The following is a 23,947-nucleotide window of genomic DNA, read 5'->3' on the forward strand; positions in this document are numbered from 1 at the left end:
TACCACCATTTGTACGATAGAGGTTGCTGCACCACACAAAGCGGAGGTAAGGGTAAACCCTATAATTGATAAAAGAAGGTAGGCTTTTCGGCCAAACCTATCTGTAAAATAACCGGTTAAAGGCATGAAAATGGCAGAAGCTACTAAATAACTGGTTAAGGTCCAGGTTATTTCATCGGGGCTTGCGCCTAATGAACCCTGCATATGAGGCAGTGCGACATTAACTATGGTCGTGTCCAATACTTGCATCAGGGTAGCTGCCATGATGGCTACGGTAATTATCCAGCGTTGTGAGGCGGATAAAGAGTCCGAAGGATTATTCATGAGGTTTTACTCACTTGCTTGGACTGTAAATCGATGGATACCTTGGCTGAAGTGCCCAGGCGCAAAGGATATTGGGAGTCCGGTTTGATGATTTGCACGCGGACAGGGACGCGTTGTGTTACTTTGACCCAGTTTCCAGTGGCATTTTGTGGTGGCATTAATGAAAACGCCGTGCCGCTTCCACCGCTAATGCTGTTGACCACCCCAATGAATTGTTTATGGGGATACATGTCGATTTTAATGGTTGCTCGTTGATTTGGTTGGATGTGTTCCAGTTCTGTTTCTTTAAAATTAGCATCCACCCAAAAGGTGGTGTCATCAATCATCGCAAACAGGGGCTGGTTTTCTGAAACGACATTGCCCACCCTGAGAGACAGGTTGCTCACCCAACCACTTGTTGGAGCGAGCACACGGGCATAGGATAGTCTCAATTTGGCTTCTTTGAGTTTGGCTTCTGAAAGTCTCAAAGCTGCTTTGGCGCTTTTAAGTTTTGCTTTAACATCATCTCCGGCTTGACGAGACATCACTTCGCTTTTGACTAACTCTCGGGTTCGAATGGAAGTGGCTTCGGCATGTTGCAGATTGGTCTTATCAATGAGATATTGGGCCTCAGCTTGTTCCACTGCGACTTCAAAAGGCGTGCGGTCTAACTCAAACAGCAGTTGCCCTTTTTCAACAAATTGATTGTTCTCCACATAGAGGTGTTTTACCGGGCCGGTTACTCGGGATGCAATTTGGACTACATTTCCATTAATATAGGCATCTTCTGTACTGACATACCGTTGAGCAAGAGTCCAGAAATAAATGCTGGCTAAGGTGATTAATGTGAGACTTAAGACGATTAGAAAACGTTTCCATGAATGCGTTTTATTGCGCCACTTGTGCAGGATTGATTTCTTCAGAAGGGTTGGGTTATTCATAAGATTCCTCGGCGGTTTTCTTAATTTTTTGTAGTGTGGCAATACATGCTTCTAATTCTGCTTCAGATAAAGGAGCAAGTAATTCCTTAGAAAGTTCCTCTGCGGTATTTTGTATCTGGTCAAGAGTCAATGTGGCTTTTTCAGTAAGGCAGATGACTTTGACGCGGCGATCGTAGTCTGCATCTTGTCGAATCACCCATCCTTCTTTAGTGAGGCGATCGATTAAACCGACAATAGTCGGCGCCTCAATGCCTAGCTTTTTAGCAAGTTGGATTTGTGTCAATGGGTATTTCGTCATGGAGAGAAGGAGCAATGCCCGCCATTTTGCCTGGCTAAGGCCTAATGGTTTTAAGCGTTTATCAAGTAAATTTCGCCAAGTGGCTGCGGTTTCATATAATACCATAGGGAACGCGTTCATATTGTATAGCCCGTTGTTAACTAATGATTTGTAACTCATTTCATTTAATTCTAAAATTTTCTCTGACTTAGTTAAAAAAGGAAAAAGTATTTCAATTCATTCACAGAGCGAATGACCCCCATTTTTTGCACATTCCTTATTTTTGCTAGTTCATTAATCCACCTCATTGATTCCTAATAAACAAGGTGCACGAGGTTTAAGGATAGAGCCCTCCACCTAAAGCAAGATACAGTTGAATGGTGTCTTGATACCTTTGTGCTTGAGCATTGACATAGCCCAAACGCGATTGAGCATACAATCGTTCCGCATCAAGCACTTCTAAAACGCCAACCACGCCTGCAGTAAAGCTCAATCTGGCCACACGTAGAGACTCTTTGGCGGTCAGCACCGCTTTTTTCTGTAATGCAAGTTCCTCTGCATCGTGTTTTAAGGCATACAACAGGTCGCTCACTTGATAAAATGCTTTAAGTACTATGTGTTGGTATTGAGCCAAAACCGATTGGTAGGCATGGATGGAGGCTCGGCGTTGTGCACGCAATGTCCCTCCAGAAAAAACAGGAGTTGTTAAATTACTCAAAAGACTCCATGCATTAGGAGAAATACTTGATAGAGCGCTGGGAATTACTCCCTCCTGTAAGAGTGTGGCAGAAAGGGTGATGTTGGGATAAAGACGTGCCGTAGCGATTCCAACATCCGCACTGGCTGCATGCAAACTCGCTTCCGCAGCGAGGATATCCGGCCTTTTATGAGCAAGCGTTGATGGCAGTTCTAATGGCAGTTTTTTAGGCAAAGTAAAGTCTTTTAACTGAAAAACTAAATCCTTCTGTGAACGCGGTGGCAGTGTACCTAAAAGAACATTGAGTGTGTTTTGTGCAACACGAAGTTGTTGATAGAGAGAGGGCAATAAAGTTTCATCATTGGTTAACTGGCTTTGCGCGCTTAAAACATCACTTCGAGAAGACGAACCCACACTAAAGGATTTTTGAATCAGCTGTAGATTTTTCTTGTCATCCTGGATAATGTCCTTAAGTACATCGATGCGTGCTTTTATTGTCGCAAGGGTTAAAGACGTTGTGGCGATGTTACCGGTTAATGTCAAAAATGCGGCATCCAGCTCATGTTGTTGATATAAAGCTAATGCCTTTTGCTTTTCAATGGTGCGACGTGTTCCACCAAAGACATCGAGCGTATAAGAAGCATTAGGACCTATTTGATAATAGGAAAAGGGTTCAATTCGGAGATTAACGGGTCCAAATGTGGCAGGACCATATTGTTGCCTTCCGACGGTCGCATTGAGCCCGGCTTGAGGCCATAACTGGCCTTGGGAGGCCGCAACCAACTCTTTGGCTTGTGCCAAGGATTCTCGCATGGCCGCCAGAGAATAATTATGCTGGATGCCTTGCTCCATCAGGTGATTGAGCGCTGGGGAATGAAATTCTTTCCACCAGGTTCGTGACGTTTTATTCTTCAGTGCTACGTGTTGATTGCCCAATTGATATGTTGATTTAGAGGTGTAGGCTTGGTTTCTTAATGGTGAGGGTCTTACAAAATCAGGCCCAACAGTGCATGAGCATAAAGCCATTGCCCCTGTTAACCCAATCAACTTGTGGTAAGCGGATTTCATATGCTTCTCCATTTCAATCTGGAGGACACAGGGTGGATAGGGATTCTCTTACAATCAAGGGATGTTGCCCCAGCAGGTTTTAAGTACGATTTATTCATGACCTGCCCTACTCTGAGTCGCTTAATTGACGTCTCAAAGAGGGTAGGATGCTGCGTAAGGAGCAATGGATTTTTTACCCTTAAGAAGGGGAATAGCCAGGCTCGATGGGCCTGACCAAAATTCAACTGTTTTGAGATTGTATCGAGCAAATAGAGCCAACCAAGGCTAATTTCATGCACTAACAGAGTGAAGCGCCTCATTTCCAAAAACCAATTAACAAACTAATAATTAGCATGCTAACATAAATTAAAATCAAGCGATAGAGGATAAGCGCTTAAAATATTATCTCAATTAGTGAATTAGAGCGGATGGCTTCTTCTTTCTCCGCAAAGCTTTATTTATTTGGATTAAGTAAGCTATGATGCAAGGTGGCTGCGATTAGAGAATTTATTCACAAGTTGCAGTGATAGAACAAGAATTAACTCTTTATTTTCTCGAAAAGGCAACACCTAATTCCATTGCTGGAGCAACAAATTGAATATTTTTCTGGCCATAGGGCTCTTTATCATAGGACTTCTATTGGTGATTTGTTTTGCTGAGAAACTGGTGAAAGGAGCCGTGGGAACTTCGGCCAGTTTTGGAGTTTCTACTTTTTTCATCAGCGTTGTTTTTATTGGTTTCGACCCAGAAAACTTAGCCATTGGAGCCGTCGGTGCGTTTAACGAAATGGCAGGCATTGCCTTAGGTTCAATCATCGGTGCCACCATGGTCGCGATTGCACTAGCCTTTGGCATCACCGCATTAATTGCACCGATGACATTTAAGCAAACACCAAAACGTATTCTTATTTTACCTAACCTAGCTATTCTTCTATGGGGGCTATTCGCATTAGATGGGGAACTTTCGAGAATCGATGGCTTGATTTTATTTGTAAGCTTTATCCTTTCAGTCTTTTACCTCTTATGGCTCCATAAAAAAGGGTATGACATCAAGCCATCTCATGAACTTTCTGAAACCATAGACTCGGTCAAAAAAGAAGAACGGTGGAAATCTTTAGGATTACTTCTCTTCTCTCTAGTAGCCATTCTTGTGGGGAGTGAGCTCATCGTTATGGCATCTAAAACCATGATTCGATATTTTGGACTTTCCGGCACCTTTTTCGGAATGATTATTCTTGCTTTTTTAGTCAGTATTGAGGAAATAGCCAGGGAATTGCCTGCAGCACTTAAAGGAAGAGCGGAAATTAGTTTTGGTAATGTGGTCGGTTCAATTTTTGCATTTTTTTTATTTAATGCAGGTATTATTGCCATGATAAAACCCGTGAAGGTCAATCAGCAAACATTAATTTTCTATCTGCCTTTTTGCTTGTTCACCATGGTCATAATCTCTCTTTTTATGTTAACACAGCGGATATCACGATGGATGGGCGGCGTCTTGGTTTTTTTATATCTCATCTTCGCTGTAGGAGGATATTTTCTTTTTTAAATTTCTACTTGATTATTAATCAATGTTATTTGTCATGGGTTATCAGTCAAGAAATGAAGAGGTCATGTTGTCATCGACCCAAATGGTATTGCCATGATTTTTTTTAGCCTTGTAGCAGGCGTCGTCCGCTTTTTTTAGCACGCTATTGATGGATAACGAGTTCTTGGTTAATTGGGTGATGCCCACAGAACAACCAAGTGATGAATGATTAGGGAGTTTTTCTTTGGTAATCCGAGAAGTCGTTTGAATGATTTTCTGTCCGATAGACTTGGCTTTAGTTAAGGGGATGTTTTCAACCAATACCACAAATTCATCGCCACCATAGCGGGCAATGATGTCTTCTTCTCGAAGTTGTTGTTTTAATAATTGACCAAAGCGCTGTAAGATTTGGTCCCCGAAATCATGGCCATATTCATCATTGATTTTCTTAAACCCATCTAAATCAACAAACATGACCGTTAACTGTCCAGTGTTTAATTTGATTTTTCTAAAGCGATTGTCCAAAATTTCCATTAAATAATGACGATTGAAGCATCCGGTGAGTTTATCGTGTTCTGCATTATAACGAATTTTTTCATATTCTAACTTCAAATTATCCATGGTTTTGATTTTTTCAATCGTTTTTGAACTCAAATAACTCATCCAAAACACATAAAAACCCCCTAATAAAAAAAGGGTGGCGTAAAAATAATTCGTAAAAAACTCATTAATCAAAAGGGTGTAGACAATGACAAAAAGAAAACTGCCTATAAAAAAACAAATAAGCACAAGATTGGCTATCCATTGGTAATGATAATACGATGCTTTTTTGATAAGCGGCCAAACCACGATGGCTCCTCCTAAAAGGAAAAAAATCCCTATAATAATCATAATGAGTGTAAAATACATTTGTCTTAAATCATTAAGTGAATTAATTTTAATATAGCAAAAATAACTTAAATCAGTTTTATGCCAAACAACGTGCGGACTTTGGAATGCACCTCATACCGGTACATTAAAAGAGATTATTGAAAATAAGGATGAACATGGCCGTCGGAAGGAAACAAAAATGGTTATGGGGAATTGTTATTGGCGGTTTATGCCTTATGCTAATACCCATTTTTTGGTATTATTATCACCCCAATCCAATGGGAGAAGGTTTTGCCAGTGGTAATGGGCGTATTGAAGCCGTAGAGATTGATATTGCAACCAAAATTCCTGGACGAATAGAAACCATCCTGGTGGATGAAGGTGACTTTGTAAAATCAGGTCAAGTTCTGGCTAAAATGGATACGGAAGTATTAGAAGCACAGCTTAGAGAAGCCAAAGCACAGAATAAAGAAGCCAAGAGCAAAGTCATTAGTGCCAAAAATCAGGTCATTCAACGAAAAAGTGAAAAAGAAGCCGCATTAGCTACCGTTGCTCAACGCGAAGCAGAGCTCGATTTGGCGCAAAAACGCCTTTCCCGTACTGAAAAATTGGTCACTAAAGGGGCTGCGTCACTGGATAGTCTTGATGAGGCCCGTGCTCATTTCTATAGCGCACAAGCCACTCTCCATGCTGCCAAAGCGCATGTTGCTTCCGCTGATGCATCGATTGCAACTGCTGAGGCAGAAGTTGTCGCCGTAGAGTCCTCTGTCGATGCGACCCAAGCGACCATCGAGCGTATATCAGCAGATATCAACGACAGCACTTTAATCGCTCCCTGTGATGGACGTATCCAGTTTCGGGTTGCGCAACCAGGAGAAGTGCTCAGCGCAGGAGGCAGAGTATTGAACATGGTTGACTTAAGTGATGTGTATATGGTTTTTTTTCTTCCAACAGAGCAAGCAGGTAAAGTACAAATCGGCGCACCAGTTCATTTAATTCTTGATGCGGCACCCAACTATGTGATACCGGCTAAGGTGACTTTTGTCGCCAGTGTGGCGCAATTCACACCTAAAGCCGTAGAAACGGCCAGTGAACGAGAAAAACTGATGTTCCGTGTTAAAGCCCGTATTGCACCTGAATTGCTGAAAAAATATATCGCCTTAGTCAAGACAGGGCTGCCAGGGATGGCTTATGTTCAATTAGATCCCAAAAGCAAATGGCCCGCGGCGTTGGAAGTTAAAATAAATGTCAAATAACAAGGCCTCCAATAATGGGGTTGAAAAACCGGTTTGTGAAATCAATAACCTGAGTTTGTGGTATGGTAAAACTTGTGCCCTGGATAACATTACTCTTAAACTGCCTTCTGGTTGTATTGTTGGCTTCATTGGGCCAGATGGTGTTGGAAAATCCAGTCTGTTTTCACTCATTGCTGGAGCCCGCGTCATTCAACGCGGACAAATTTTTGTTCTTGGTGGCAATATGGCGAGTAGCTCTCATCGTGAAGCCCTCTGCACGCGCATTGCTTATATGCCTCAAGGCTTGGGGAAAAATCTGTATCCTACCCTTTCAGTATTTGAAAACATCGATTTCTTTGGGAGTCTTTTTGGCCATAGCCGTGAAGTGCGACAATACTACATTACCCGTTTGTTGGATAGAACAGGGTTATTCCCTTTTCGAGACAGGCCAGCAGGTAAGCTGTCTGGAGGGATGAAGCAGAAACTTGGATTATGTTGTGCTCTGATTCACACTCCCGATCTGTTAATTCTGGATGAGCCTACGACAGGAGTGGATCCCCTTTCAAGGCGTCAATTCTGGGAGCTCATTGAGACGTTGCGTGCTGAAATGCCGAAAATGAGTGTTCTGGTGGCCACTGCATACATGGAGGAAGCGGCGTGTTTTGATTGGCTGGTTGCAATGAATGCTGGAAAAGTCTTGGCTTCAGGGACTATGAGTGACCTGTTGAGGCAAAGTCGTACTCATTCTCTGGAAGAAGCGTTTGTTGCCCTCTTACCCGAGCAGCAGCGACAAATGCACCCCATGGTAATAGAACCCCGCTCATCCACTCAAAAATCGGAAGTAGCTATTGAAGCAACCGGTTTGACCAAACGCTTTGGTGATTTTGTCGCAGTAGACCACGTCAATTTTTGTATAGAGCGTGGCGAAATTTTTGGGTTTCTTGGCTCGAATGGTTGTGGCAAAACAACGGTTATGAAAATATTAACCGGTCTGCTTCCTGCCAGCGAGGGTCAAGCTTCGCTATTTGGACAATCTGTTGATTCAAACGATCTGATGATACGTCAACGCATTGGCTATATGTCCCAATCTTTTTCGCTGTACACGGAATTAACGGTTCATCAAAATCTCATGTTGCATGCCAAATTGTTTCGTTTGCCCGCCCATAGCATTCCCAAACGCATCAAACAATTGCTCGAAAAATTCTCTTTGTCTGACTATGAAAATGAACGGCCTGACTCATTACCACTAGGTCTTCGTCAAAGGCTTTCTCTTGCTGTAGCCATTATCCATCAACCCGATATACTCATTCTTGATGAACCGACTTCTGGTGTTGATCCGGTTGCTCGCGATATATTTTGGCAATTAATGCTTGATTTATCCCGACAGGATAAAGTAACCATTTTTATTTCTACCCATTTCATGAATGAGGCAGAACGTTGCGATCGCATTTCGCTGATGCATGCCGGTAAAGTATTGGTTAGTGAAAATCCAGTCAAACTCATCCAACAAAGACAAGCCTCTTCGCTAGAAGAAGCCTTTATCAGCTATCTAGAAGAGGCCATGAAGAAGAAGGAGGTGAATCCTTCAGGGCAACATCCTGCAAAACCAATCATGAGCTCTTTATCTGAACACCCCAAAATCATTCCTGCAAAAAAATATTTCAACATCAGACGCATGTTCAGCTACAGCCGTCGTGAAGCGCTCGAACTGATACGCGATCCAATTCGTGCAACTCTTGCGCTTTTGGGAAGCATTCTACTGATGATCATTATGAGTTATGGAGTTACTCTGGATATCGAACAGTTAACCTTTGCAGTTCTTGATCGGGATCAAACGAATGCCAGCCACGCTTATGTTCTTAATATAGCCAGCTCGCACTATTTTAAAGAACTCCCTCCCATCTTGGATTATAAAGAAATGGATCAACGTATGCGAAGCGGAAAATTAAGCTTGGCATTGGAAATCCCAAGTGGGTTTGCCCGTGACATCAATAAAGAGACTCCCGTACAAGTTGGGGCATGGATTGATGGAGCAATGCCTACCCGTGCAGAAACCATTCAGAGTTATGTGTATGGAATGCATCAGCATTGGTTAGTGAATAGTTGGCCTTATTTGACTCATCAAAAATCGGAGGAGTTCTTCAATATTGAGCCTCGTTTTCGTTATAACCCGGATGTGAAAAGTTTACCTGCCATGGTTCCAGCCGTCATTCCTATCCTATTGATGTTAATCCCGGCGATGTTGATGGCACTTTCTGTGGTGCGAGAAAAAGAGCTGGGATCCATCGTTAATTTATACGTGACGCCCATTACTAAACTTGAGTTTCTTTTGGGAAAATTGATACCTTATGTGATTTTGGCCGTATTTAATTTTCTATTGCTAATCGCCTTGTCCATTTATTTATTTGATGTACCGATCAAAGGAAGTTTTTCCATCCTTTTCTTTAGTGCTTTAATCTACGTTACTCTTTCCACTTCGATGGGATTTCTAATCTCCACTTTTATGAAAAGCCAAGTGGCGGCATTGTTTGGAACTGCAATACTGACGCTTCTTCCAGCCACCCAGTTTTCTGGCATGATAGAGCCGGTATCCTCTTTGGAAGGATTGGGAGCAATGATAGGCCAAATCTATCCGGTAACGCATTTTCTTACGATTTCGCGAGGTACTTTTTCCAAGGCACTGAGTTTTCAAGATTTGCTCCATCCTTTTTTATATTTACTCATCACCTTGCCGGTATTGCTTGGGTGTTGTCTTTTATTTTTAAAAAAACAGGAGCGCTAAGTGACAATAAGTAATATTGTGCAACTTGGGTTTAAGGAATATCGAAGTTTGCTTCGTGACCCAATTATGATAGCACTGATCGTCTTTGCATTTACTGTACAAATCTATACAACAGCCACAGCCATGCCCGAAATGCTGCACAAAGCACCGATTGTCATTGTTGATCTCGATCAATCCGCTGTTTCACAACGTATCAGGGATGCTTTTTATCCCCCACAATTTATAAAATACGTGACCACCTCACAAGCAAAGATGGATTCGGGCATGGATGAAGGCTTATATACCTTTGGTTTAAATATCCCGCCTGATTTTCAACGGAATCTTTTGTCCGGGCGAAAGCCAACCCTTCAACTGAATATTGATGCTACACGCATGAGTCAGGCGTTCACAGGAACAGCCTACATTCAAACTATTATTGAGAGGGAGATCAATGAATTTGTCGAACATTATCGTTCTGTGGAAACTCCGCCTGTTGATCTTGCAGTCCGCGTTCGATTTAACCCGACATTAACTAAGATCTGGTTTGGTGCCTTAATGGAGTTGATTAATAATGTAACGATGTTATCCATTGTGCTAACGGGTGCCGCATTACTTCGGGAGCGCGAACATGGAACAATTGAACATTTATTAGTGATGCCAGTCACGCCATTTGAAATCATGGCCAGCAAAATTTGGGCAATGGCTTCCATTGTACTCATCGTTTGTGCTGTTTCGCTTATTACAGTGGTACAAGGGTTACTCTCTGCCCCCATTGAGGGTTCAATTCTTCTGTTTTTGCTTGGTGCGGCAATCAATTTGTTCGCTACAACGTCAATAGGTATTTTTATGGGAACCATCACCCGCTCCATGCCTCAATTTGGTATCTTATTGATTCTGGTACTTCTCCCGCTAGAAATGCTTTCAGGTGGATTGACCCCTCGTGAGAGCATGCCTGAATTTGTCCAGACCATGATGCTGGTTGCGCCTAACACTCACTTTGTGATGCTTGCTCAATCGATTTTATTTAGAGGGGCAGGGTTTGGTATCGTGTGGCCGCAATTTCTGACGCTTGCAATAATAGGCTCTATTTTTTTCATGACCACATTAATGTATTTTCGCAAAAGGATTGTCCTTCTTTCTACATGAAATAACATTGCATTTTTTCCAATAAAAATTTGGGTTAATGCCATGTCCTAAGGACAATCCGCGCTTGCGCGCCATGGTTATTGGTCCATGATTGCCTTCTTTGAAATAACAATCAATGAAATTTGATAATTCGATTTTTTACATCTCCTGACATACAGCTGTATCAATACTACCTGTTCCGATGGTAACTAAAGCAACTTACTCGTCCATTTCTTCCTACTTGATTATTTCAAATGATAAAAAATAGATTTATTCACCACAAGGCTTGAATATTTTCATGTCTATTGGCCAATTAGAAACCCTGAGACAAACACCTGCTAACCAAATCAAATATAATGTTACAGGCGAAACTCGACTTGAAGCTAACCAAAGATTCCCTCAAGAATTACAAAGAAACGGGTATAATGTTGAGTTAATATCACTACCAAGTGGGCATAATGAATTATCAACAATTCATGTTATAACTAACCAGGCACTTCCATTTGTTTGCGCTGATAAACCATACAATAAAGATGAGCAAAGTCAGTTGTCATCGGTTACACTGCAACCATCAGAGGAAGAATTATTAGCAGCACGTGAAAGAATGCAAAATTTTAAAACAACAATGCGACATAACGCTCTTGATCTTACTGCAAATCAGGAGGAAATGAAAAAAGATGATAGTTCTACCCCATTGACAATCACACCAAAGCCACCATGGGAGCAGTAATAGTTTACTCTAATTTTTATCTTAAAAACCATTTCTATGGCAAAAGGCTACAACCCATACACGGCAAGGGTTATGGGTCTCTATAAAAATGAAGTGACCCATTTTGCACACGTATCCTGACTTACCCCATACTGCATTCTCAATCAATCTGCGAGCTCTTGACTGGTTTGTTAAACCGCCGATTCCTTGACGAATATCTGATTAAACAAATAGGACAAGCAAAACGTATCAAAACATCTCAACGAGCACCCCAACTAGGCTATAATTTATAATAAGATTTTGCTTAAAAGAAGGTCTTTCAAGATGAAATTGTGAAATGGATTTATTGAGCAATATCTTGAATGGAGAATGAGATATGAATCAACAATATACCGCACGAATTTATTCCAATGAGAAAATAATACAATATAAGTCTGGCGATGATATTGAGAAATTATATATTTGGATGTTAGCCGAAGTTAGTGATACACCCGGCGACATTAGAGGCGAAATAATTGACAATGCGACGACAAAGGTAGTTCGACATTTTAAAAAAGCACCCGTAGAATAATGAACAAATGCCTATAGTCGCCTCAAAATACGCCACATTTGATCTTTCCTCGAAAAAACAGGACACCAACATTATGCAACCAACCCAAAGTCATTCGGGGTCTGAAACCCTAAAGTTGAATGGATGCGCTGACGATTGTAAAACACTTCAATGTAATCGAATAGAGCTAATCGAGCATCCTTTCTAGTTTTATATTGTTCCCCATAAATCATTTCGACTTTCAAAGTATGATAGAAACTTTCCATAACTGCATTGTCATAACAGTTACCCGAGCCACTCATGGAGCAAATAAAATCATGTTCTTTGAGAAGCGATTGATAAGCATTACTGCAATATTGAGATCCTATATCAGAATGATGAATAACGCCATTAGGTGGGTTATTGCGGTGAATCGCCATGATAAGAGCATCTTCAATAAGGCTTGTAACCAACCGAGTTCCCATGCTCCAACCGACAATCTGTCGATTGAATAAATCTATGCTAGATAAAGCCAGCCCTCATCAGTTTGAATGTAGGTTATATCAGACGCCCAAACGGTGTTAATAGCAACAGGATTAAATGGTCTTCCCAAGATATTTTCGGCCACATGCTTTGAGTGGCGACTATCTGTTGTCACTTTAAAACGCCTTGCCGCTTTAGGTTTGAGTTCTTCCTGCTGCATTAAGCGTTTGATCCTCGCTTTCCCATGATATTTACCCAACTTACGCAATGCCTGTTGTAATCGCTACTGGATACGCCTAATGCCTAACAAAGCTTTTGTACACGATGAAAAGCCGATTGTTCTTTTATTACCGCATATTTCGCTGGCCTTCCTTGGCGAAAAACGCTGCCGCCTTTTTTAAGATTTCTCGCTCTTCTTCCAGCTCCGCTACACGCGCTTTCAATCGCTTTAATTCTAAGTCTTTTTCATTTAATTGAGATTGATTTGGGAATACTTTCTCTTGTTTGAGAAGGTATTGTTTGCGCCAGTTATATAGGTTATTTTCTGCTACAACAAGCTCTCTGGCTACTTGTCTTAAGGGCTTATTACTTGATTCCAGTAGTTCAATAGCTTTAATTTTGAACTCTTTTGTATAAACTTGTCTTACCATGATTACTCCTTGTTGATGAGATTATATCTCTTAAACAAGGTGTCCGGCTATTCGAGAGAAGATCACTTTCACTCTTAGTGATCATAACATTCACTCAGAAGTACAAGCATATTAAAAATAAATCAGGGGCTTCTAAAATATCAATATGATGTGGGAAGTTATTTAGAAGTCCTTAAAAATAAGTTCATAAAATAATTTAAATTTTTTAATATTATTTGTATATCGTATTAGATATCACATGGAAAATAAAAAGAACTTATTGGCCTTCGCATAATTAATTCTGCAACAGTTAATAAATAAAAATCTCTCAAATACATCAATAAATATAAGAAAAGTAAGGTAATTGAGTTTCTTGTTCTTTTCTGATGATGTTTTCTTTGAGATTTGTTGATTTCTAGATCAATAAGGAAGAAAGGATAATTTCTCTTTATAAGGAAATTCTTATGAGCAATACAAATCATGCAATCATTGAACGCATTGGCAATGAAAAAAAATAAATGTCAATTTTCTAAATAAAAACCAAGACGTCGATGAAAAAAGCAAATATATGTATACTGCACTGGAAGAAGAGGAGTATGATGTAATCCGCTCAAGGTGTTGCCCTGTTAGCTACAGGGCCAATAGACTACGCTTTTTCTACTTTGATATCACGAGTACTTTTTTTAGCCTCTTCTTTTTTCGGCAACTCAATGCAAAGTGTTCCTTTTTTAAAAGTTGCCTTAGCCTTATCAACATCTATTGTTGAAGGCAATGAAATAGAACGCTCATACTTCCCATAGCTAATTTCTCGAGAAAGATATTTTTTGTCTTCATTCTTTTTAGAAGTCGACTTTTCACCAGAAATGGTCAATATATTATCCGCTAAAGAAACCTTGATATCTTTTTCATCCATACCGGGCATCTCAAGCTCAATACTGTAATGATCTTTATCTTCCACAACATCCATTGATGGGGCAAGATTTAGATTATCAAATTCCCAATTGAATCGAGAGGGCGAAAAAAAATCATTAAAATCATGAAATACACGATCTATTTCATTTTGAAGTCTTAAGAACGGATTATGTGTATGCTCAATGGCAATCGGGGTTTCTTTTTTCCATTTTATTAATTTACTCATCGTTTCACTCCTTAAATTGATACGTTTGTCATTTCTGACTGATTATAAAGTTGGACTCACAACCTCATTTTGTCAAGTCAATTACATTACAAAACAATCATCTGCAAAATCGATATGTGGCGTTACAACGCTTAAAATCTCAATCCCTTAGAGTATTGAAGATGTCGAAAGTGATTTTTTAAATGTCACAATTAAATTTGAATCTTTCACTTTTGAGCTCATAGAATTGGGATCATAGCCCTGTGGTAATTGGAATGTTTGACTGTAATTACTCTGAGAATAGCTTACACTTTTACTATTATCCTGTTCACGAGTGATTTTTTGCGTTATATTTGAACTAACCACTAATTGTCCCTCTTTAACAGAAACATCAACTTTACTATCCCCACCTTTAGGTAATTTTATTTTATAAACAAGCTCATTTTTACTTTCTTTAATTTCAACATTATTTGTATTACCAAAGAGCATTTGATTGGGTTGTTTTAGAAGGTTAGTGTGCATTTGTGAGAATTGACTCTTCATAAACTGGTCCATAGCCTGTTGCATTTTTTCCATTTGCTTCAAAACATCATAAGGTGATTGAAAAAAGGGATCGTTATCAAATGGATCTAAGGCTAATAAATCTTTACTCTTTTGTACTTGATTATTTTGTTTCGCTTCAAGTGCTATGGCTCCTGCTGACATCATAGTGATAAGAGGAACAGAGATTAAAATAGGAAGTAGTTTCTTTTTCATCTAAATCTCCTTTCAAGATTGGCTTATCAAAAACTCTAGTCACCGTTTTACACAAAGTTTCATAGCTCTAATTTTATTACTTAATAGCCAATATCGGGGCAAATTACGCAGTTTTCAAGGCGCTTCGCTCAGAGCCAAATGCGTTGGCAGGGGTAAAGAAGCATTGGAGTTCTAATCATCATAAGACCGTAAATTATTATTCATCTCTCAGCGCAATAAAATCCTTCTTTAGAATTCATTACAAAATGACATTATAAAACTGTTCATACAAAGGATGCTTTTTAATTGCTTCATTGAACTCATCAGGATCAATAAACCCACATAATCCGATGTTTACGAGCCGTCTTATTTTTTCATGACAACATTAGCTTGTGACTTGCAAACGCCCTATAGAATCATAACCAGTCCAGGTATAAGATGCAAAGTCATCACCAAAGTCTATTTTACATATGGAGCAGCGCCCTTGATTTTTTGCATGGAGTTTATCGATTTGCTTTTGTGGTTTCTTTTGAGTCTTCATTATAGAGCGATTAAGGATAGATAGATGAATGATTATATCAGGATAATTTATTAAGAGGTTGGCCTTTGTAAATGCTTTATGCTGTAAGTAAAAAAGAGTTGGACTGCGAACAAAAGAGAAGCCTGAAGGACTTGTTGCTCAAAGATAACTCCTGGTATCACTATTTCCAGAAGTATAAAGACACGCTACGCCATGAGGTTTTGGAAACAATCTCGAACATTTTAAGTTGCGGGAGCACCTTGCGAGGATTTTCCTGTTATGACTGCCCCAACCCTAAATGCACTCATAGCAAAAAAGTTGCGTTTACCTGCCATAATCGGTTTTGCTCGAAGTGTGGGAAGAAAGCCACCGAGAATTGGATAAGCAAACAAATTCATCTGTTACCCAGTTGTGACTGGCAGCATATTACGTTTACGATGCCACGGGAATTATGGAGGTTTTTCAAAGAAAACTGGATTTTGTTAGGTTGGCTGCTGCCAGTAGCAGCTTCTATTTTGCTGCGGTTAGCGAGTCATAAAGGAGTCTTACCCGGAATGTTTGCAGCGCTTCATAGCTTTGGCTGAGATTTAAAGTTCAATCCGCACGTGCATATCTCGACTACCCAAGGAGGGATAAATGATAAAGAGACACGTTTTGTCACGTTCTACTTCAAAAAGAAAGTGATTATGGAGATGTGGCGTTATCGTGTGATACAGATGTTGAAAAAAGCCTATAGAGAAGGAGTTCTTGTTCTTCCTGAAGTATTAAATGCCCTATGCCCGACACAGGGTCATTTTAGCGCTTGGCTCAATCGTAGACTCAACAAACCGTGGATAGTTCATGTGGCCAAACCACAAAAAAACCCACAGGCGTCAATTAATTATCTTGGGCGTTATATTCGTAGGCCACCGATTGGCCACAGCAGGTTACGGCATTACAATGGCCAAAATGTAACCTTTAACTTCCTGAATCATAAGACGAATCAACACGAAGATTTTCACTGCTCTACGGAGGAGTTTATCCGTAGACTGGTACAACATATCCCTAAAAAGCATTTCAGGATGTTGCGCTATTATGGATTTCTTGTAAATAGAGTACGGAGAGAGAAATTACCATTAGTTCGTGCTTTATTGGGGTAAGAACCTGAGCCCAAAACCTACAATCTCAAATACCCATAGTTGATGCAAAAGACCTTTGGGATTAATCCTAAGGAATGCATTCTATGTCATAGCGAAATGGAACTTGCTTATCGCAAAATTGGTGCTAACGCTGCGTTTTTTATGAAAATCACGAGAAACTGGCACAAAGAAAAAGGCTGGTTGCATAGGCGTTCCCAGGATAGATCTATCTAAAATTTGGAATTATTTTATAACTTTAAGCGTATTGACTTAATTTAATCCGACATAGTGTGTCTCGAAATAGCATCCAGTGTCACCTTAGCACCTTGGTTGTTTATATTTTACCAACACTCCTGTCCCGATTTAACATTGAGATTCCTAAGTATGAACAACAATTTGATTTTGTCTTATTCAATACAGTATTGTGTTTTTTGAATTTACCTTTAGTAGCACTTCTTGAAGCAAAACGGGTTTTAAAGCCCAATGGTAAGCTTATTATTGGTATGATTGATAAACATTCGATGATTGGACAGCAATATGAGGCCACCAAGCAAGATAATCTGTTTTATCGATACGCTCATTTTTATTCGGTACAGGAGGTCTTTGAATTGCTTCATGAAATTAATTTTAAAGAAGAAGCAATTTATCAAACTTTATTCTCTCCTGTTGATACTATATTAACGCCAGAGGAGAGTAAACCAGGCTATGGGGAAGGAGGGTTTGTTGTTCTTTCTGCTTATGTTAAACCCAATCGATTTTCCTATTTAGATTTTATTTGATAGACGTTCTAGTTAAATCAAGTAAGCCGATAATTGAGCAAACTATTTAAAATTTAATTACTCTGTATATTAAGATTGATTTTCTTAACAGTTACACTAGGAAAACTCTAATTTGCAGTGGCGTTGAGATAAATTACCTATTTTTTAAATTGCCTGATTGCTTGATGAGTTCTCCCGACTTGCTATCAATTTTTCTTGGATTCAAGATGTGCTTTATGAGTTTCACCCAGAATTTCAAATGTTTCTTTTATTACATACAGAGCACCTTTCTATCTGCTCCGATAGCAGCTTGATAGCATTCGCAACCCATGTCATTTCCTTTTAAGTGGTTGCTTAGAATCCTTATCAGTCTCTCTGGTATTGGTGCAAGGTTATTTTATGAGTTCATGACAGAATAACGGCGTAACATTAAAGGTTTGGAGTAGATTAAGTTTTAATCAAAGGCATAAAACTTGTCGTAACCCATCATCCAAGGCATTTAAATCTTTATCTGAAAGGTTTCCTGCCACTTTTTTTAAACGACTTTTATCAATCGTTCTTATTTGATCACAAACTGCGGTAACTTGTTTGCCAAGACAAGAAACAGTGATGGTAATTGGTGGTCTGGCTGTAGCAGAGCTTGAAAGAGGAACGACGACAACAGTGCGTCTTGCTTGATTAATCGGTGTTGCTCCAACTAAAACGCAAGGTCTGAGTTTGTTGATTTCAGAGCCTGTAGTAGGGTCGAGGTTTACCCAATATACATCACCACGATTCATCAGTTAATCCATCTTGAACCGTTATATCCCAATCGTTCATTTCATTTTGTAAACCATGATCATTTTCAACAGCTAAAGCGCATTCATAGAGCGCTTTTTCACGTCGTTCAATTTCTTTTTCAATAAGATGAGCAATCACCTTGCTGCGTTGTCGCTGAGGTATTGCTGCTCTCATTCTAGAAGCGATTTGATCGGGTATTGATATTAAAACTTTATTCATCATTATCTCCATCTATATATAATATAATATATCCTATATCTAAAGACAAATTATTCTGATTGTGGAAAATAATTATTCTCTTTTTTTATAATTGGAAGGTGGTACTCGTTAAAAAATAAGCAGCATTTGCTGAGAGTCCTGAGATTGGGATTGAATGGTTGAGTTTTGATTCAGCAATGATCGAACTTGCTTTTTCCGAGGTCTCTTTTTCATAGGTGCTGGATCCTCCATAAAGCAGGCCCATGGTAGTATTTGTTGGTATAGAACATCATGGGTTTGATAAGAGATCAGATAATAACCGCGTTGGTTTCGTTCTTTCACCATGACGCAAAAGTGCTTCAAGGCATCAGAAAAACTTGCAAAGGCAATAATATGGCTTTGCCCAAATCTGGACTTGATACGTCCATTGGATGCGCAGAGTGTCCAGTCACCCAATAAATCCTGTTCCAGGCGAATGACGTAATAGCGCGTTGCCTTTTCAAAACGGACGGCATGATAACATTCCTTGGGTTTAAAATTAAGGTAATGAACCCATGGCAGGGTGGTGAACCAGGGGAATCATCACCAAGATTTACCGGTTGCAGGTTCCGTGATACTCATTTCTGTAAATCCATTGCGACAGCCGGCAATCGATTCGGCTTCATGCATTAAGTCATAGATAGTTTCATCCAGATCCTTATCACTGGTATAGGGAATTTTAAGACTGTATTCCCATCCATCCTTGTCTTTTTTCACCATATCAAAGGCTGAAAAGCAGTATTGCTCGATTTGCCGCCTGGATTCATTTTTTCCACGCACAAACTTATTGTTGTTTTCTACGCGCAGCCAAACTTCAACCACGGCAATTTTTTGAGTTCCCTGGCTGCCTGGAATTGATTTTTCTGGATTATCCTGTCGTTGGGTTTTAAGAATACGATAAACACTGGCAATACCCATATTAAGTTTTTTAGCAATAGCGGTGCGTGTGTATCCCTGATTGATTAACTCCATGACCTCATTAGTTTTTGAGCGTGCTGTGGGTTTTCTCCCTTTGTATTTGCCTTCGCGTTTTGCGCGCTCAATACCTTCCAGTTGCCGCTCACGGCGAAGGTTGGTTTCAAACTCAGCAAAGACACCCAGCATATCCAAAAAGAATTTACCTGAGGCATTAGAGGTATCCACAGGTTGCTCCAATGCTTTTAGGTGGATCTCTTTCTCTTTTAAATAATGCAGTAAAGTCTGTAAATCCAGAATACTGCGGGTTAAGCGGTCAATTCGTGTAACTACCAAGGTATCGCCTTCACGAATATACTCCATGCATTCATCCAGTGCGGTTCGGTTTTTTTTTGAAGTACCACTTTTTTTCTCGGAAAAGATCTTTTTACATCCAGCGCATTTTAAAGCATCAAGTTGAATGTCCAAATTTTGGTCAATTGTAGATACGCGGGCATAACCAACAAGCGCCATGAATTTTCCTATCAATAATATTTAAAATTAGTGATAGTACATTATCATAAATAAAAATCAGATTCTATTGATATGAAAAACAAGGGATTTAAAGGCAAGGCAAAATTTATCACAAGGGTGTACTTTATTGATAGCCCATATAAAATAGAAAAATTGAAAATGTAATGCATTTGTTATACAATTAAAATATCAGTATTTTGGGAGTTACTAAGATGAATAAGGCGGCAACAATTAATGCTCGTATTGAGCCTGCTCTTAAAATGCAGGCAGAAGCGATTTTGCATAAGGTAGGCTTATCTACAGCCGAGGCGATTCGACTGTTCTATAGCCAGGTCTGTCTCCAAAATGGCCTGCCTTTTGAGGTAAAAATACCGAACAAAGAGACAAGAGAGGCCATGGCAGAGCTGGAATCAGGAAAAGGCGAGCGATTTAAAACAATGAAGGATGTATGGGATTCTGTAGATAATGCTTGAATTAGAGTTGGCGACACAGTTTAAGCGTGATTTGAAAAAGATTACGAAGCAAGGGAAAAGAAGGACGCTCTTAGACTCTATTGTAGAGCAATTGCAAAAGGAAGAACCCCTGGATCCAAAGCATAAGGATCACAGTCTTTCCGTAAATTGGGATGGTTATCGTGAATGTCACATTACCCCCGATTGGTTATTAATTTATAAGACCATTAAAGATGATCGCATACAATTGCTGCGATTATCACGAACAGGATCACATAGTGATTTGTTTGGGTGAGTTCTAAAGGTGTTACTCTCTGTCGCAATACCGATCTCTATGGAATACGAATTAATCGAGATGATCTTTATTTTGAGATAAGCCGATACTTGTTCAACCAATTCAAAGGTTAGTAAAATAATCCCAACAAGTATTCTATCGAAATGCTGATTTTTATCTTTTTACCTAGTATGTAGTGCTCAGGTTTTTTTTGTTTTAAAAGCAGTTGTATAGTTGGCGATAATATCATTAGCCTCTAACTTGTATTGTGCCAGATGTTGTTTGACAGCTTGACTGTCTTCAAACTTATTTTCAGTGGCTATAGATCGTATAAATTTACGGGCGTTATTAACTAGCTTTTCTAATAAGCTCTTATTTATTATTTTTATATTGTTACTTGGAGGACACGCATACTCAAAACAAGTAGATAAATGAATCATAATAGGTACACATTTAGCACCATTGCCATAATTATTATTAAACCAAATTTCAGAACCATTCAGCTGATTACAATCGTGTTTGCAAATAAAATCGGTGGTTGCACCATTTTTACATTCAATAACTAAAAATTTTAAATCATCCAACAGCCAGAGATTATCTGGTCCTTTTCCATAATCATTTTCGGGGCGTTGGCCTATAAAGCCAAGAAGGTATGCTAACTCGTTAAAAGCATCCTCAAATATATTTGCAGTACCTTCACTAAATATAAGTTTTGAAAATACTCCCTCTGTATAGATAATAAGTTTGTTTCCATCTTTAAATTTGTCTTTTAAATAGGTAGAACATCGTATTGCTTGTGATCCTGTATGGGTTTTTAATGGTTTATAACTGATGCCTTCGATTGGTTTAAGAACTCTCAAATTATCAGAAATAGCGGATAGTTGGGTTTTTTGCGATTCCACCTTATCGTACTTGTTTATATACTCCGACATGTATTGTTTTAATACGCCTTTTAATAAAAGATCATCGGTTGAGTTATTGATTTCATGTAAAATTCTGTTTGCTGCTTCTTGTGGTTTCCCTGAGCGATCTAAATCGTAAGCTTCTCTTAAAGCGATTTTTATTGAGTCAGATGTATTTTTATTGGAGTAATTTAGGTTAGCCATAATACCTCTACTTAACTCAACCCATTGCGGGTCTCTTTTTAGACAGTAGTTTATTACGGATCTAATTTCCTCAACTCCTTTATCTTTTATTTGATCTGCTACCCTTTCTGACAATTCTAGTTGAGCCTTTGTCGCCGGTGAAAATAGTTCTAAAGTTTCGCCCGTATAAAGCTGAGAAGTAAGATCTTTTCCCATAAGAAAAATGACGCAATAATCATCATTAGATCTAACACCTCTCCCCATCCCCTGTTCTACTTTATGAACGATTTGATTTACTTTGTTCGAACTACCCGCAAGCTCGCTCTGGCGAATTTTATCAATATTATTTCGAGCGGCTGGTAATCCATCTATAACTAACAATCGACAAGCATTTTCGGGCAAATCAATCCCATCATATTTGTTAACTAAAATTGTTAAGCCAATATGAGTTGTTTTAAGTTGTTCAACTCCTTGAAGGATAGTGTCTTTTTTTAAAATGAGATCAGCTGCATCCTCCCAAAACTCCAATCGTTTGTTAGATGGGACAATAACTACCACGTTATATTCTTTGGATAATTTCAAACATAATTCTTTAACATCACTATCAAACATATTTGTGTTGAGAGCTTGTGGTAATAGGATTAATCGATCACCTACATCTCCCGCTGAATCTGGAGTGATAGGGTTATTAAGATATTGAGAGCTAACACCAAAATGGGTCGTTAAGACGCTATCGTCTGATAATGTCGCGGTCATAAATATTTTTCTTGATGCATTACTAATAGAAGGAATCACATCAATTGGAATACAATTACTAGTAATTTCAATGGAATGCTTACTAATAACGCAACTGCATCGCTCTAAATTTTCTTTTATTAATGGCCATTTAAATTTTATGTCTTCATGATTTTTGTTTTCAATTAAAACCTGCATTACCTTACTTAGATTTTCTTGCCAGTTCCAATATGGGATCAGAATGTAAGCAAAGGGGTCTCCCGCTTCAATCTCCAAATATTTTGCTTCCGACTGCCTTTTCATTGCTTCTTCAAAAAGACTAAATAATTTTTTATATGCTGGGTTAGATGATGACACGTTCAAAGTGAATTGTTCTTCGACTGTGTTTACGCACGCATGAGCATCATCAATAAGGAGTGTCTTAATGGGTATTTTTGCTCCCTCATCGCCAACACCAAATACTGATTTCCCGTTAATTAATTTATATATATTAGTTACTAGAATTGCTTTTCCTTTTAAAAAACTCTCATTTTCAGGGTTATCAACGGCATTTAATCCAAGATCTTTGGCTTCGGATAACACTTGTTCTACTAAAAAATTATCTGGAACTATATAAACTACAGGCCCTTTCTTCTCATTCAAGCAACTTTTTAAAATTAAAAGGCCAACCACTGTTTTACCGCCACCAGTATTCATTTTTATAACCAGGTTGCGTTCTTCTTTGCGGTCAAACCATTTGCTCCATACTTGAGATTGCACATCGCGGGGGTAATGGAATTTGTTTGGTTTTTTATTTGGTAAGGCGCTAAAAATTTCTCTTGGCTTTAAGACTGTATCAACAGTTTGTCCTGTACTCAGTTTGGAAAAATCTAATGCCATTTTATATCCTTTAAAAAGTACTGTTATTTGATGTTGGCCAAATGTTTATTAGGCTTGTAATTGCAATTTTAAGTGCATGTTGAGCGCATCAGCGACCTTTACCAACGTTTCTAATGAGGGAATAAAGGAGCTATTGCCGCTTTCAAGACGAGAAATAACCGATTGCTTGGTTCCAATTTTATTGGCCAACTCGGATTGAGTCATATGCCGCTTTTTACGGGCATTCACAATCATGACGGCAATGTTATTAATGATTTGCTCACGCTCATAGTGCTTGGCAAATTCTTCGTCCTTATTGATTTTGTCGTCAATAAACTCATTTAAGGTAAGTGCTTTCATGGTCGTATACCTCCATCATTCGTTTTTCAGCCAGTTCAATTTCTTGCTTTGGCGCTTTTTGTGACTGCTTTTTGTAAGCATGTAAAAGAACAATGATTTCCTTTTGAATACACACATAAAAAAAACGATAACCACTGCGTGATGTTTTAATCTTAATTTCCCAAAGCGAGCCTTTTATTTGCCTGAATTGTACCCTTGGGCTATCAAAACCAAGCTCTTCAACATTCTTTAAACAACCGGCAAGTCGCGCGATTTCATCGGATGGCAAATCATTTAGGAATTCCGCCACAGGGTTTTTGCCTGATTGTTTTTGGTAAAATTTTATTCTCATAGTAATTTATAGCATAAATGTGATATTTT

28 protein-coding genes and 1 pseudogene are annotated in these 23,947 nt (G+C 39.1%); 11 read left to right on the forward strand and 18 right to left on the reverse strand.

The window, feature by feature from the left end; genetic code table 11:
* From Lsan_RS11500 to Lsan_RS11515, 4 genes are all read right to left on the reverse strand, one after another.
* Positions 1 to 324, reverse strand: a 324-nt coding sequence (locus tag Lsan_RS11500) for an MFS transporter (protein WP_157068305.1), incomplete at its 3' end; no start/stop codon positions are given.
* Positions 321 to 1,244: an HlyD family secretion protein gene (locus Lsan_RS11505; protein WP_014845102.1), complete on the reverse strand. Its 924-nt coding sequence runs from the start codon at positions 1,242 to 1,244 to the stop codon at positions 321 to 323. The genes Lsan_RS11505 and Lsan_RS11500, both read right to left, overlap by 4 nt.
* On the reverse strand, positions 1,237 to 1,647 hold the full coding sequence (locus tag Lsan_RS11510; RefSeq protein ID WP_231294697.1) for a MarR family winged helix-turn-helix transcriptional regulator: 411 nt from the start codon (positions 1,645 to 1,647) through the stop codon (positions 1,237 to 1,239). The genes Lsan_RS11505 and Lsan_RS11510 overlap by 8 nt, the downstream gene beginning before the upstream one ends.
* Positions 1,648 to 1,858: 211 nt before the next feature.
* The gene (locus tag Lsan_RS11515; RefSeq protein ID WP_014845104.1) at positions 1,859 to 3,286 is read right to left on the reverse strand and encodes an efflux transporter outer membrane subunit; all 1,428 of its coding nucleotides are present in this window, start codon (positions 3,284 to 3,286) and stop codon (positions 1,859 to 1,861) included.
* A gap of 573 nt (positions 3,287 to 3,859) precedes the next feature.
* Here Lsan_RS11515 and Lsan_RS11525 point away from each other — a divergent pair.
* Positions 3,860 to 4,810 carry a sodium:calcium antiporter gene (locus tag Lsan_RS11525; RefSeq protein ID WP_014845105.1) on the forward strand — a complete coding sequence of 317 codons (951 nt, stop codon included), beginning with the start codon at positions 3,860 to 3,862 and terminating at the stop codon, positions 4,808 to 4,810.
* Between the two features lie 42 nt (positions 4,811 to 4,852).
* Here the strand turns inward: Lsan_RS11525 and Lsan_RS11530 are convergent, their stop codons facing one another.
* Complete coding sequence (locus tag Lsan_RS11530) at positions 4,853 to 5,638, reverse strand: GGDEF domain-containing protein (RefSeq protein ID WP_230304804.1); 786 nt, start codon at positions 5,636 to 5,638, stop codon at positions 4,853 to 4,855.
* 197 nt (positions 5,639 to 5,835) lie between these two features.
* On the opposite strand from Lsan_RS11530, the gene Lsan_RS11535 reads away from it, so the two are divergent.
* The 5 genes from Lsan_RS11535 to Lsan_RS11555 all read left to right on the forward strand — a co-directional run bounded on the left by Lsan_RS11535 (position 5,836) and on the right by Lsan_RS11555 (position 12,060).
* Positions 5,836 to 6,915, forward strand: a complete 1,080-nt coding sequence (locus tag Lsan_RS11535) for an HlyD family secretion protein (RefSeq protein ID WP_019350448.1) — start codon at positions 5,836 to 5,838, stop codon at positions 6,913 to 6,915.
* Positions 6,905 to 9,676: a ribosome-associated ATPase/putative transporter RbbA gene (rbbA, locus tag Lsan_RS11540; RefSeq protein ID WP_014845108.1), complete on the forward strand. Its 2,772-nt coding sequence runs from the start codon at positions 6,905 to 6,907 to the stop codon at positions 9,674 to 9,676. The genes Lsan_RS11535 and rbbA overlap by 11 nt, the downstream gene beginning before the upstream one ends.
* Positions 9,677 to 10,801 carry an ABC transporter permease gene (locus Lsan_RS11545; protein WP_019350447.1) on the forward strand — a complete coding sequence of 375 codons (1,125 nt, stop codon included), beginning with the start codon at positions 9,677 to 9,679 and terminating at the stop codon, positions 10,799 to 10,801.
* A gap of 277 nt (positions 10,802 to 11,078) precedes the next feature.
* Complete coding sequence (locus Lsan_RS11550) at positions 11,079 to 11,510, forward strand: hypothetical protein (protein ID WP_014845110.1); 432 nt, start codon at positions 11,079 to 11,081, stop codon at positions 11,508 to 11,510.
* 355 nt (positions 11,511 to 11,865) lie between these two features.
* Positions 11,866 to 12,060, forward strand: coding sequence for a hypothetical protein (locus Lsan_RS11555; RefSeq protein WP_014845111.1), 195 nt, complete (start codon positions 11,866 to 11,868; stop codon positions 12,058 to 12,060).
* 71 nt (positions 12,061 to 12,131) lie between these two features.
* Here the strand turns inward: Lsan_RS11555 and Lsan_RS22095 are convergent, their stop codons facing one another.
* The 6 genes from Lsan_RS22095 to Lsan_RS22105 form a co-directional block, all read right to left on the reverse strand.
* Positions 12,132 to 12,503: an IS3 family transposase gene (locus tag Lsan_RS22095; RefSeq protein ID WP_019350446.1), complete on the reverse strand. Its 372-nt coding sequence runs from the start codon at positions 12,501 to 12,503 to the stop codon at positions 12,132 to 12,134.
* A 32-nt stretch (positions 12,504 to 12,535) separates the two neighbouring features.
* Positions 12,536 to 12,760: a hypothetical protein gene (locus Lsan_RS22100; RefSeq protein WP_133134234.1), complete on the reverse strand. Its 225-nt coding sequence runs from the start codon at positions 12,758 to 12,760 to the stop codon at positions 12,536 to 12,538.
* Positions 12,761 to 12,848: 88 nt separating this feature from the next.
* Positions 12,849 to 13,151 (reverse strand): transposase, encoded by a 303-nt coding sequence (locus Lsan_RS11565; RefSeq protein WP_014845112.1) that lies wholly within the window; start codon positions 13,149 to 13,151, stop codon positions 12,849 to 12,851.
* 625 nt (positions 13,152 to 13,776) lie between these two features.
* Positions 13,777 to 14,268: an Hsp20/alpha crystallin family protein gene (locus Lsan_RS11570; protein WP_014845113.1), complete on the reverse strand. Its 492-nt coding sequence runs from the start codon at positions 14,266 to 14,268 to the stop codon at positions 13,777 to 13,779.
* Between the two features lie 147 nt (positions 14,269 to 14,415).
* The gene (locus Lsan_RS11575) at positions 14,416 to 15,003 is read right to left on the reverse strand and encodes an Hsp20/alpha crystallin family protein (protein WP_014845114.1); all 588 of its coding nucleotides are present in this window, start codon (positions 15,001 to 15,003) and stop codon (positions 14,416 to 14,418) included.
* A 364-nt stretch (positions 15,004 to 15,367) separates the two neighbouring features.
* On the reverse strand, positions 15,368 to 15,523 hold the full coding sequence (locus Lsan_RS22105; RefSeq protein WP_154080667.1) for a hypothetical protein: 156 nt from the start codon (positions 15,521 to 15,523) through the stop codon (positions 15,368 to 15,370).
* Positions 15,524 to 15,594: 71 nt separating this feature from the next.
* Between Lsan_RS22105 and Lsan_RS23550 the strand changes: the two genes are divergently transcribed.
* The 3 genes and pseudogenes from Lsan_RS23550 to Lsan_RS11585 all read left to right on the forward strand — a co-directional run bounded on the left by Lsan_RS23550 (position 15,595) and on the right by Lsan_RS11585 (position 17,399).
* Positions 15,595 to 16,086 (forward strand): IS91 family transposase, encoded by a 492-nt coding sequence (locus Lsan_RS23550; RefSeq protein ID WP_051009158.1) that lies wholly within the window; start codon positions 15,595 to 15,597, stop codon positions 16,084 to 16,086.
* A 12-nt stretch (positions 16,087 to 16,098) separates the two neighbouring features.
* Positions 16,099 to 16,641: pseudogene (locus Lsan_RS11580) on the forward strand (IS91 family transposase); the annotation flags it as partial.
* A 269-nt stretch (positions 16,642 to 16,910) separates the two neighbouring features.
* Entirely contained in the window at positions 16,911 to 17,399 is a 489-nt protein-coding gene (locus Lsan_RS11585) for a class I SAM-dependent methyltransferase (RefSeq protein ID WP_014845116.1), read from the forward strand.
* A 437-nt stretch (positions 17,400 to 17,836) separates the two neighbouring features.
* On the opposite strand, the gene Lsan_RS11590 is transcribed toward Lsan_RS11585, so the two are convergent.
* The 4 genes from Lsan_RS11590 to Lsan_RS11605 form a co-directional block, all read right to left on the reverse strand.
* Positions 17,837 to 18,157, reverse strand: coding sequence for a type II toxin-antitoxin system PemK/MazF family toxin (locus Lsan_RS11590; RefSeq protein WP_014845117.1), 321 nt, complete (start codon positions 18,155 to 18,157; stop codon positions 17,837 to 17,839).
* Positions 18,144 to 18,377, reverse strand: a complete 234-nt coding sequence (locus Lsan_RS11595; RefSeq protein ID WP_014845118.1) for a hypothetical protein — start codon at positions 18,375 to 18,377, stop codon at positions 18,144 to 18,146. The genes Lsan_RS11590 and Lsan_RS11595 overlap by 14 nt, the downstream gene beginning before the upstream one ends.
* Positions 18,378 to 18,485: 108 nt before the next feature.
* The gene (locus Lsan_RS11600) at positions 18,486 to 18,917 is read right to left on the reverse strand and encodes a WGR domain-containing protein (protein ID WP_223499742.1); all 432 of its coding nucleotides are present in this window, start codon (positions 18,915 to 18,917) and stop codon (positions 18,486 to 18,488) included.
* 21 nt (positions 18,918 to 18,938) lie between these two features.
* A complete protein-coding gene (locus Lsan_RS11605) occupies positions 18,939 to 19,823 on the reverse strand; it encodes a recombinase family protein (RefSeq protein WP_014845120.1) in 885 nt (294 codons plus the stop codon).
* Between the two features lie 212 nt (positions 19,824 to 20,035).
* Between Lsan_RS11605 and Lsan_RS11610 the strand changes: the two genes are divergently transcribed.
* Together Lsan_RS11610 and Lsan_RS11615 are read left to right on the forward strand one after the other, a co-directional pair.
* Complete coding sequence (locus Lsan_RS11610; protein ID WP_014845121.1) at positions 20,036 to 20,296, forward strand: type II toxin-antitoxin system RelB/DinJ family antitoxin; 261 nt, start codon at positions 20,036 to 20,038, stop codon at positions 20,294 to 20,296.
* Positions 20,289 to 20,570: a type II toxin-antitoxin system RelE/ParE family toxin gene (locus Lsan_RS11615; protein ID WP_014845122.1), complete on the forward strand. Its 282-nt coding sequence runs from the start codon at positions 20,289 to 20,291 to the stop codon at positions 20,568 to 20,570. The genes Lsan_RS11610 and Lsan_RS11615 overlap by 8 nt, the downstream gene beginning before the upstream one ends.
* Positions 20,571 to 20,749: 179 nt before the next feature.
* Here the strand turns inward: Lsan_RS11615 and Lsan_RS11620 are convergent, their stop codons facing one another.
* The 3 genes from Lsan_RS11620 to Lsan_RS11630 are packed head-to-tail and all read right to left on the reverse strand — an operon-like array spanning position 20,750 to position 23,918.
* On the reverse strand, positions 20,750 to 23,248 hold the full coding sequence (locus Lsan_RS11620) for a DEAD/DEAH box helicase family protein (protein ID WP_014845123.1): 2,499 nt from the start codon (positions 23,246 to 23,248) through the stop codon (positions 20,750 to 20,752).
* Positions 23,249 to 23,296: 48 nt separating this feature from the next.
* Positions 23,297 to 23,587, reverse strand: a complete 291-nt coding sequence (locus Lsan_RS11625; RefSeq protein ID WP_014845124.1) for a helix-turn-helix domain-containing protein — start codon at positions 23,585 to 23,587, stop codon at positions 23,297 to 23,299.
* Positions 23,565 to 23,918, reverse strand: coding sequence for a type II toxin-antitoxin system RelE/ParE family toxin (locus tag Lsan_RS11630; protein ID WP_014845125.1), 354 nt, complete (start codon positions 23,916 to 23,918; stop codon positions 23,565 to 23,567). Before Lsan_RS11630 ends, Lsan_RS11625 begins: the two co-directional genes overlap by 23 nt.
* Positions 23,919 to 23,947 lie beyond the last annotated feature (29 nt).

It is taken from the genome of Legionella santicrucis (assembly GCF_001468135.1).
In the GTDB taxonomy this organism is placed as follows: Bacteria; Pseudomonadota; Gammaproteobacteria; order Legionellales; family Legionellaceae; genus Legionella; species Legionella santicrucis.

Excerpts from the sequence above, each read along its gene's own strand:
- Lsan_RS11505 (WP_014845102.1), bottom strand. The coding sequence starts at position 1,244 with ATGAATAACCCAACCCTTCTGAAGAAATCAATCCTGCACAAGTGGCGC.
- Lsan_RS11510 (WP_231294697.1), bottom strand. The coding sequence starts at position 1,647 with ATGGTATTATATGAAACCGCAGCCACTTGGCGAAATTTACTTGATAAA.
- Lsan_RS11515 (WP_014845104.1), bottom strand. The coding sequence starts at position 3,286 with ATGAAATCCGCTTACCACAAGTTGATTGGGTTAACAGGGGCAATGGCT.
- Lsan_RS11535 (WP_019350448.1), top strand. The coding sequence starts at position 5,836 with ATGGCCGTCGGAAGGAAACAAAAATGGTTATGGGGAATTGTTATTGGC.
- rbbA (WP_014845108.1), top strand. The coding sequence starts at position 6,905 with ATGTCAAATAACAAGGCCTCCAATAATGGGGTTGAAAAACCGGTTTGT.
- Lsan_RS11550 (WP_014845110.1), top strand. The coding sequence starts at position 11,079 with ATGTCTATTGGCCAATTAGAAACCCTGAGACAAACACCTGCTAACCAA.
- Lsan_RS11555 (WP_014845111.1), top strand. The coding sequence starts at position 11,866 with ATGAATCAACAATATACCGCACGAATTTATTCCAATGAGAAAATAATA.
- Lsan_RS22095 (WP_019350446.1), bottom strand. The coding sequence starts at position 12,503 with ATGGGAACTCGGTTGGTTACAAGCCTTATTGAAGATGCTCTTATCATG.
- Lsan_RS11565 (WP_014845112.1), bottom strand. The coding sequence starts at position 13,151 with ATGGTAAGACAAGTTTATACAAAAGAGTTCAAAATTAAAGCTATTGAA.
- Lsan_RS11570 (WP_014845113.1), bottom strand. The coding sequence starts at position 14,268 with ATGAGTAAATTAATAAAATGGAAAAAAGAAACCCCGATTGCCATTGAG.
- Lsan_RS11575 (WP_014845114.1), bottom strand. The coding sequence starts at position 15,003 with ATGAAAAAGAAACTACTTCCTATTTTAATCTCTGTTCCTCTTATCACT.
- Lsan_RS22105 (WP_154080667.1), bottom strand. The coding sequence starts at position 15,523 with ATGAAGACTCAAAAGAAACCACAAAAGCAAATCGATAAACTCCATGCA.
- Lsan_RS23550 (WP_051009158.1), top strand. The coding sequence starts at position 15,595 with ATGCTTTATGCTGTAAGTAAAAAAGAGTTGGACTGCGAACAAAAGAGA.
- Lsan_RS11590 (WP_014845117.1), bottom strand. The coding sequence starts at position 18,157 with ATGAATCGTGGTGATGTATATTGGGTAAACCTCGACCCTACTACAGGC.
- Lsan_RS11595 (WP_014845118.1), bottom strand. The coding sequence starts at position 18,377 with ATGAATAAAGTTTTAATATCAATACCCGATCAAATCGCTTCTAGAATG.
- Lsan_RS11605 (WP_014845120.1), bottom strand. The coding sequence starts at position 19,823 with ATGGCGCTTGTTGGTTATGCCCGCGTATCTACAATTGACCAAAATTTG.
- Lsan_RS11610 (WP_014845121.1), top strand. The coding sequence starts at position 20,036 with ATGAATAAGGCGGCAACAATTAATGCTCGTATTGAGCCTGCTCTTAAA.
- Lsan_RS11615 (WP_014845122.1), top strand. The coding sequence starts at position 20,289 with ATGCTTGAATTAGAGTTGGCGACACAGTTTAAGCGTGATTTGAAAAAG.
- Lsan_RS11620 (WP_014845123.1), bottom strand. The coding sequence starts at position 23,248 with ATGGCATTAGATTTTTCCAAACTGAGTACAGGACAAACTGTTGATACA.
- Lsan_RS11625 (WP_014845124.1), bottom strand. The coding sequence starts at position 23,587 with ATGAAAGCACTTACCTTAAATGAGTTTATTGACGACAAAATCAATAAG.
- Lsan_RS11630 (WP_014845125.1), bottom strand. The coding sequence starts at position 23,918 with ATGAGAATAAAATTTTACCAAAAACAATCAGGCAAAAACCCTGTGGCG.